Source organism: Rhizobium sp. P1_E1 (assembly GCF_056406015.1).
Genome location: NZ_JBFUAY010000193.1, coordinates 1 through 8,190 on the forward strand (window position 1 = coordinate 1; position 8,190 = coordinate 8,190).

Below are 8,190 nucleotides of genomic sequence, written 5' to 3' on the forward strand. Positions count from 1 at the left end.
GTTCGAAGTGGCCTGAAGCGTGCAGGCTCCCGGTTGCTTGCCCGATCCGTCTTGTTGAGAGCGGCATGGTCCTGCACGAAATCGGCTATGCGGGCACACGCATCAACGTCGCGCCTATGATTGGGGGAGCGACGAACGCGTAAGAGCGAAACGAAGCCGAATTCGGGTTCCATGAAATGCTTCGAACGAAACGATTGCCGGCGGAGGAACAAGTTTGCAACGCGTTGATGTCGTCATTCCCTGCTACAACTACGCTCATTTCCTTGAGGAATGTGTTGGAAGTGTTCTTTCACAAGCAGGCGTCGACGTGCGCGTGCTTATTCTGGATGACTGCTCGCCAGACAATACGCCGGAAGTCGGAAAGGCTCTGGCATCCCGGGACAAACGGGTCACCTATCGGCGGCACACGGCAAACAAGGGCCATATCGCCACCTATAATGGGGGAATCGAGTGGGCGGGCGGCGACTTGTTCCTGCTTCTCTCCGCGGATGATTATCTCCTGCCGGGCGCGCTGGGTCGCGCTTCGGAGCTGATGCGCAATCATCCGCATGTGGGGTTTACGTTCGGGAACGCGCTCATAGCTGAGCCGAATGGCGTCAGTAAGCGCGTCGATCCTCTCGGCGACAATAGCGTACCTCCCATGCAGGTCTTGTCCGGTCCGCAATTCATACGGTTGAGTGGAGCAAACAATCTGGTCCCGACACCGACAGCCGTCGTGAGAACGACGCTGCAAAAACAGGTCGGCGGCTATAATAAGGAACTRCCGCATGCCGGTGATATGGAGATGTGGCTGCGGCTCGCATCACATGCTGGAGTGGGCTATATCAACCAAGACCAGGCAGTATACCGCAGACATGCTTCGAACATGTCGCTACAATACTATGGACAAAGTATCCTTCCTGACCTCCGGCAAAGAAAACAGGCTTTCGATATTCTGTTTCGCCAAGGCGCGGAAAGCCKCAGGAAAGATGAGAAACTAAGACGTTTTCTTGCCAGGGATCTCGGGAAAGAGGCGCTTCGGCTGGCCGGCATGGCATTCAATAATTTCGATGTTGCCACAGCCATGGCTATTCAGCGCTTTGCTCTCGAGGTTTCTCCCGAAGTGCGAAATTCATTGCCCTGGATCAAGTTGGTCTGCAAGCAAACAATCGGGCCAAAGTGCTGGTACGCCTTGAATTCTATCGGGCGATGAGTTGCAGGATGAATAGGCAGGACCGGGCCGGGTTAGTTCATCCGCAAGTACGCAAACAACAGTTGGGTGGTTGAGCGCTCGATCGCTATTCATGCCAAGATCGCGGGGACGTGATAGACGCGCCCCGGTATCAAAAGACCCGGTGACGAATTCGCGCCACCGGGTTGATTTGAACAAGAACGCAGTTCCAAGATACGAAAAGATTTGCCCCAACAACGATCAGTACAACGCCTTATTCACGCTCATGCTGGCACACTGGTTTGGAACAAGTCGTTGAGCTTGAACACGACTTCCGTCCTATTCGTTGCTTTGACCTTTTTCATAATGTTGCGAACATGCACCTTTACCGTGCTTTCTCGCAGATTGAGCTCATAAGCGATAATTTTGTTCGCCTTTCCGCGTCGGAGCGCCTCCACGACTTCGACCTGACGATCCGTGAATATGCCGGAGAGGGGGCGGGCGGTCGAATTGCTCGAGTCCAGCAAGTGACGCATGGCGAACAGGGCGCTTGCAGGCACAAAAATTCCGCCTGCCACTGAAAGCGCGATCAGCTCCATACATACACTGACGCTGACTGAGGCGGGAATAAACCCTTTGGCTCCGTACTCGAGCGCCCTGACGATTTGGCCGAAATCGTCGCTATCAGCCAGTACGATGAGTGGCGTCGATGCGAATTCCGACGCAAGCTTCCGGATTTGCTCCGAAATGGCCGGTTCATCGATCTTTTTGCCGCCGACGTTCAAGAGGATCGCCGAAAGCGGAGGATATTCGTCGCGCTTCTGCTTCCACTCCTCAATTGATCCAAATGCCAGAATCTGCAAATCCGTTTTTTGGGCAGCCATGCATTGCGCCAGGCATTGCCGATCGAGTTCACGATTATCGAGAATGACAAGCGAATGCGTTTGTCCCGCCGACAGCGCAAGTGCGTTCGAATTACTTTCTATCTTAAGGGGAAAGGCTAAGTTCTCCTGCCTAAGGTCTATATTCGGTATAAGTGCTGAATTCACAGCTTCACCCTCCCCTAACACGTTTACGCTCCCACTACGGCCCGAGTACCAACCCCTCTCAATACGGGGGTTTAAGAAACTCTAAAGTAGGAATCGAATACCACAATTCGCGGAACGTTACAGTAGCTAATATAGGCTAAGTAGCGCACAACTTCCATCGTAAGGCGGAAATAGAGCGATAAATCTAAGGTAGACTTATATATTACTAGGGGGTTTGTAGAATAGTATCCGCCGTTACACCGCTATTTGGGGCGGACCACTAAATGCATGGAAACAATCGCTGTCTCCGGCGTAGGTCCGGCAACGGAGGCGGGAGGTGACCCCGCCACCAACGTTGGTCGATGCATGAACCAAGGCGTAAGTCGTCATAAGTAGATACGCCTTTAGGTGAATAACCTTAAACGTTTTGTTTCTTTACTCAGATCAAGAAAACAATTCTCTTTGGAGGGAAGAGAAATATTTGTCCTGTCGGTATGAAACCTTGAGCGCAATCAAGCGATTGTGTGTTTCAACTGAAAGTCTGGGCTTGTTCAGGAGTAGGGGTTTTGCGGGGATGATTGCATCAAACGTCAACCTGGATGACGGCTGCGTCATCCACCATCGAGATCTTGTGAATCTATACGGCTGCACGATCGGCGCAGGAACGCGCATCGGCACCTTCGTCGAGATTCAGAAGAACGTCATCGTCGGAAAAGACTGCAAGATCTCCAGCCATTCCTTCCTCTGTGAGGGCGTGACGCTGGAAGACGGCGTGTTCATAGGCCACGGGGTCATGTTTACGAACGACACATACCCGCGCGCCGTCAATCTCGATGGCAGCCTGCAGACCGAAGCCGACTGGGCCGTCATCCCTATTCTGGTCAAGCGCCACGCGTCGATTGGCAGCAACGCCACCATTCTGCCTGGCGTCATCATCGGAGAGGCCGCACAGGTCGGCGCCGGCGCTGTTGTAACCAAGGATGTGCCCGACGGCGCCATTGTTGTCGGCGTTCCGGCCCGGATCATCGGTCGCGTTCATGACCGATCAGTCAACATGCAAGCGCTGGGAGAAGTGCAATGATTGGTATCGCCGTTGTTGGGTATGGGTACTGGGGTCCGAATCTGGTTCGTAACATCTCGGAAGCGRCCGGCGCGCAGCTCATTTCAGTCTGTGATCTCAATGTCGAACGGCTAGCGGCCGTCAAAAGCCGCTACCCCGCAGTGACGATCACCGATGATTTCGAGGAAGTCCTGCGCGATCCGAGAGTGGATGCCATCGCTATCGCGACGCCGGTCTTCACCCATATCAAACTCGCGATGCAGGCTATGATGGCCGGAAAGCATGTCTTCGTCGAAAAACCGATGGCTTCGACGACGGACGAAGCCTCGCGGATGGTCGAGGAGGCCGCGCGTAGACGCCTCGTGCTGGCCGTGGATCATACTTTCGTGCATACCGGCGCCGTCCGCAAGATGCGCGAACTGGTCGAAAGCGGCCTCGGCGACATGTATTACTACGACTCGGTTCGGGTCAATCTGGGGCTCTTCCAGCACGATGTCAGCGTCATCTGGGACCTCGCGGTGCATGATCTCTCCATCCTCGACCATGTTGTGCAGGAAAGGCCGGTAGCCGTTTCCGCGACGGGCATGAGTCATGTGCTCGGCGAGCCGGAGAACATCGCCTATTTGACGCTTTTCTTCGAGAGCAAGCTCATCGCACATATCCACGTCAATTGGCTGGCCCCGGTCAAGGTCCGCCGCACGCTGATCGGCGGCAGCAGCAAGATGATCGTCTATGACGATCTGGAGCCCAGCGAAAAGATCAAGGTCTATGACAAGGGCATCACCATGTGCCCCAATTCCGATGCATATGGCGAGAAGGTGCATCAGATGATGGTCGGTTACCGCAGCGGCGACATGTGGGCGCCCAAGCTCGATATGACCGAGGCGTTGAAACGCGAACTGGATCAGTTCGTCGATTGCATCGAGCAAAATTCGCGGCCCATCACGGATGGCCAGGCCGGACTGCGGGTCGTTCGCATCCTTGAAGCCGCAAGCCGGTCGCTCGCCCAGCGCGGCCGTATCATCGAGCTTGAAGAGGCGAGGCTCATCGCATGATCCCGTTCCTGGACCTCAAGGCACAATATCAGTCCATCAAGAGCGAAATCGACGCCGCCGTGCTCGGTGTCCTGGCCTCGGGGCAATACATACTGGGCGAGGAGGTCGGTCGCCTCGAGCAGGAATTCGCGGACTATTGCGACGTCAAACATGCGATAGCCGTGAACACCGGCACGAGTGCCCTGCATCTGTCGCTTCTCGCGGCAGGCGTCGGCCCCGGCGATGAAGTCATCACCGTGCCATTTACCTTCGTCGCGACCGTATCGGCGATCTGCTACGCAGGTGCACGACCGGTATTCGTCGATGTCGAACCCGTGACGCTGACAATGGATCCGGCTCAACTCGAGGCTAAGATTACAGCCCAAACTAAGGCCATTATTCCCGTCCATCTCTACGGTCAGATGGCCGATATGGACGCGATCAAAGCGATTGCCGACCACTACCGGATCCCGGTCATCGAGGACGCCTGCCAGGCGCACGGAGCGCAATACAAAGGCGCGCGCGCCGGCAGTATCGGCACATCCGGCTGCTTCAGCTTCTATCCCGGCAAAAATCTCGGCGCCTGCGGCGAGGGGGGTATCGTCGTCACGAACAGCGACGATCAGGCCAAGACCATGCGCATGCTGCGCGACTGGGGTCAGGAACAGCGCTATCACCATCTGCTGAAGGGCTTCAACTACCGCATGGATGCCATTCAAGGTGCGATCCTGCGCATCAAGCTCCGGCATCTCGAAGCCTGGACCGAAGCGCGGCGCGCCCATGGACGCCGCTACTCGTTGCTGCTTGGCGGTTCGGCGAATTTAAGGACGCCTGTCGAAATCACCGACCGGCGCCACGTCTATCACGTCTATGCTATCAGAAGCCGCGATCGTGACCAGCTTCAGCGCGTATTGACCGCGGAGGGCATTCAGTCCGGGCTGCACTATCCGATCCCAGTGCATCTGCAGAAGGCCCATGCCGACCTTGGCCGCAAGGCCGGCGATTTCCCAATGTCGGAAGCCGCCGCGCGGGAGGTTCTCTCGCTGCCGATCTATCCCGAGATGCCGGCGTGGCACGTCGACCAGGTGGCCGCCGCGCTGGAGAACGCCTATGTCAGTTGATCGTGCGGGCGAGGCCCGGATCGTGCAGGCGGTCCATGGCCGTCATGAAAGGCCGGCGGACCCTGCCTACCAGGCCGGACTGGCTGAAGAACTCAGGCAGTCATACGGGCGCGCTGGCCTGATTGAGCTCTACGGTCGTTTCGCGGCAGGTGACGGTGTCATCGATACTCTGATGCGAAAAGCCATCTGGCAAGCCATCGTGCGGAGCTGTGGAACAGGATTGCAGGTTGCAGGCGGTGCCGGTTTCAAACATCCCGAGACGTTCGAGATCGGCAATGGGGTCTTCATCGGGGCCCAGGCCTATATCCAGGGTCGCTTCGACGGCCGATGCAAGATCGGCGACAATGTCTGGATCGGGCCGATGGCCTATTTCGACGCTCGCGATCTGGTGATCGAGGATTCCGTCGGGTGGGGACCTGGCGCCAAGGTGCTTGGCTCGACCCACACGGCACTGCCCTTGGATGTGCCGATCATTCGCACGGATCTTGAAATCAAGCCGGTACGCATCTGCGCGGAGGCCGATATCGGAACGAATGCGACCATTCTTCCCGGCGTGACCATCGGGAAAGGGGCGATCGTTGGAGCGGGGGCAGTTGTCGTTTCCGACGTCGAGCCGTTCTCAGTCGCCGCAGGTGTACCTGCGAAATTCATACGTTGGCGTTCGGATAATGATCCGATGACGAACATGTTGCGTGAGGGAAGATCATGAGAGACAAACGGGTGCTCATTACCGGCGGTGCCGGTCTGATCGGCTCGCATATTGCCGATCTTATCGCTTTGGAAAAACCTCGCGAGATCATCGTCCTCGACAATTTCGTGCGCGGGCGCCGGGACAATCTCAGCTCGGCCATCGCAAGCGCGCCTGTTAAGATCATCGACGGAGATATCCGCGACAGAGCGCTTCTGGCAAAAACCTTCGAAGGCGTCGACGTCGTCTTTCATCAGGCCGCCATCCGCATCACGCAATGCGCCGAAGAGCCACGGCTGGCTTTCGATGTCCTTGCGGAGGGGACGTTCAACGTTCTCGAATCTGCCGTCAAGGCAGGTGTCTCGAAGGTCGTCGCTGCTTCCTCGGCTTCCGTTCTGGGGCTGGCCGAGAGCTTTCCAACGACAGAAGAGCATCATCCCTACAATAACCGGACGATCTACGGCGCGGCGAAAACATTCAACGAGGGGCTGATGCGCAGCTTTGCGGAGATGTACGGTCTGCGCTATGTCGCGCTCCGTTATTTCAACGTCTACGGACCGCGCATGGACGTTTACGGCGCCTATACGGAAGTTCTGATCCGTTGGATGGAACGCCTGGTGGCCGGAATGCCGCCCCTCATCTATGGGGATGGTAGCCAGACGATGGACTTCGTCGATGCACGCGACATCGCTCGCGCAAACATTCTGGCCGCCAAAAGCGATGTCACGGACGAAGTGTTCAACGTCGCCAGCGGCAAGGAAATAAGCCTGCTGGAACTCGCGAAGATGCTGAGCGACATTATGGGTTCCTCACTCGAACCGCAGCACAAGGAGGCCCGCACGGTCAACGGCGTGACCCGTCGTCTTGCCGATATCAGCAAGGCCGAACGGCTCCTCGGCTTCAAGGCGGAGATCTCTATGGAGCAAGGGCTTCGTGATCTCGTTGCCTGGTGGCAAAAGCAGACCGACGCAGGGGGGCAGGCAGCATGAGCTCATCTCAATCCACAATTCCGGTCGCCAAACCGGTCCTCGGGGAGGAAGAGGCTGAGGCTGCGCGCCGCGTTATTCTGTCGGGATGGGTGACGCAGGGGCCGGAAGTCGCGGCTTTCGAGCGTGAATTCGCTGCCTTTGTGGGCGCCGCGCACGCTTGCGCCATGTCCAATTGCACGACCGCGTTGCATCTGGCCCTGAAGGCTGTCGGTGTATCCGCCGGTGATGAAGTCGTCACGGTCAGCCATTCTTTCATCGCGACCGCAAACGCGGTTCGGTACTGCGATGCGATGCCTGTTTTCGTCGATATCGAAGAAGATGGTTACAACATCGAAGCCGGTCTGATCGAACGGGCAATCACGCCTCGCACCAGGGCAATTCTTTGCGTGCATCAACTCGGCATGCCTTGCGATCTCCGCGCCATCGTGGAGATCGGCAAGCGCCACCAGATACCGGTCATCGAGGATGCAGCCTGTGCGACGGGAAGCGAAATCCTGTGGGACGGCCGTTGGGAAAAGATCGGCAAAGCGCATGGCGACATTGCCTGCTTCTCCTTCCATCCCAGGAAGGTCGTCACGACAGGCGACGGCGGCATGTTGACGACTGCCAATCCCGAATATGACCGGAAGTTCCGGCTCTGGCGCCAGCATGGCATGAGCGTCACCGATGCCGTTCGTCACGGCTCGAAACAGGTCATCTTCGAAGACTATGACGAGTTGGGTTACAATTACCGGATGACTGATCTTCAGGCGGCCGTCGGACGCGAGCAGTTGCGGCGGCTGCCGGAGCTGGTTGCCCAGCGCAGACGTCTTGCCGAACAATATTGCGAACGTCTGTCGACGATTGCCGGACTTTCTCTGCCGGCCGAGCCGCGCTGGGCTCGCAGCAATTGGCAGAGCTTCTGCGTGAGATTGCCCGATACGGTCGACCAGCGGGCCGTCATGCAGGCCCTGCTCGATCAGGGTATCTCGACCCGCCGTGGTGTGATGAACATTCATCTGGAGGGAGCCTATTCCGGTGAGAGCTCCCACCGCGCTGCCACGAGCCTGATGCGAAGCGTATCTGCGCAGCAGCAAACGATAATACTGCCGCTTTATGCCCAGATGACGGTGTCTGACAT

8 protein-coding genes are annotated in these 8,190 nt (G+C 57.3%); 7 read left to right on the forward strand and 1 reads right to left on the reverse strand.

Features of this window, described 5'->3' with window-relative positions; all coding sequences use genetic code 11:
* Positions 1–214 precede the first annotated feature (214 nt).
* Entirely contained in the window at positions 215–1,192 is a 978-nt protein-coding gene (locus AC1D1Z_RS30875) for a glycosyltransferase family 2 protein (protein ID WP_477852647.1), read from the forward strand.
* Between the two features lie 242 nt (positions 1,193–1,434).
* On the opposite strand, the gene AC1D1Z_RS30880 is transcribed toward AC1D1Z_RS30875, so the two are convergent.
* Positions 1,435–2,199, reverse strand: a complete 765-nt coding sequence (locus AC1D1Z_RS30880; protein ID WP_130660545.1) for a response regulator transcription factor — start codon at positions 2,197–2,199, stop codon at positions 1,435–1,437.
* A 553-nt stretch (positions 2,200–2,752) separates the two neighbouring features.
* Between AC1D1Z_RS30880 and AC1D1Z_RS30885 the strand changes: the two genes are divergently transcribed.
* The 6 genes from AC1D1Z_RS30885 to AC1D1Z_RS30910 form a co-directional block, all read left to right on the forward strand.
* The gene (locus AC1D1Z_RS30885; RefSeq protein ID WP_477852653.1) at positions 2,753–3,259 is read left to right on the forward strand and encodes an acyltransferase; all 507 of its coding nucleotides are present in this window, start codon (positions 2,753–2,755) and stop codon (positions 3,257–3,259) included.
* Positions 3,256–4,293, forward strand: coding sequence for a Gfo/Idh/MocA family protein (locus AC1D1Z_RS30890; protein WP_477852649.1), 1,038 nt, complete (start codon positions 3,256–3,258; stop codon positions 4,291–4,293). The genes AC1D1Z_RS30885 and AC1D1Z_RS30890 overlap by 4 nt, the downstream gene beginning before the upstream one ends.
* A complete protein-coding gene (locus AC1D1Z_RS30895; protein ID WP_131647636.1) occupies positions 4,290–5,393 on the forward strand; it encodes a DegT/DnrJ/EryC1/StrS family aminotransferase in 1,104 nt (367 codons plus the stop codon). The genes AC1D1Z_RS30890 and AC1D1Z_RS30895 overlap by 4 nt, the downstream gene beginning before the upstream one ends.
* Complete coding sequence (locus AC1D1Z_RS30900; RefSeq protein WP_131647637.1) at positions 5,383–6,102, forward strand: acyltransferase; 720 nt, start codon at positions 5,383–5,385, stop codon at positions 6,100–6,102. Before AC1D1Z_RS30895 ends, AC1D1Z_RS30900 begins: the two co-directional genes overlap by 11 nt.
* Positions 6,099–7,070 (forward strand): NAD-dependent epimerase/dehydratase family protein, encoded by a 972-nt coding sequence (locus AC1D1Z_RS30905; protein ID WP_131647638.1) that lies wholly within the window; start codon positions 6,099–6,101, stop codon positions 7,068–7,070. The genes AC1D1Z_RS30900 and AC1D1Z_RS30905 overlap by 4 nt, the downstream gene beginning before the upstream one ends.
* A partial coding sequence (locus AC1D1Z_RS30910; RefSeq protein WP_477852651.1) for a DegT/DnrJ/EryC1/StrS family aminotransferase occupies positions 7,067–8,190 on the forward strand: 1,124 nt, incomplete at its 3' end. The genes AC1D1Z_RS30905 and AC1D1Z_RS30910, both read left to right, overlap by 4 nt.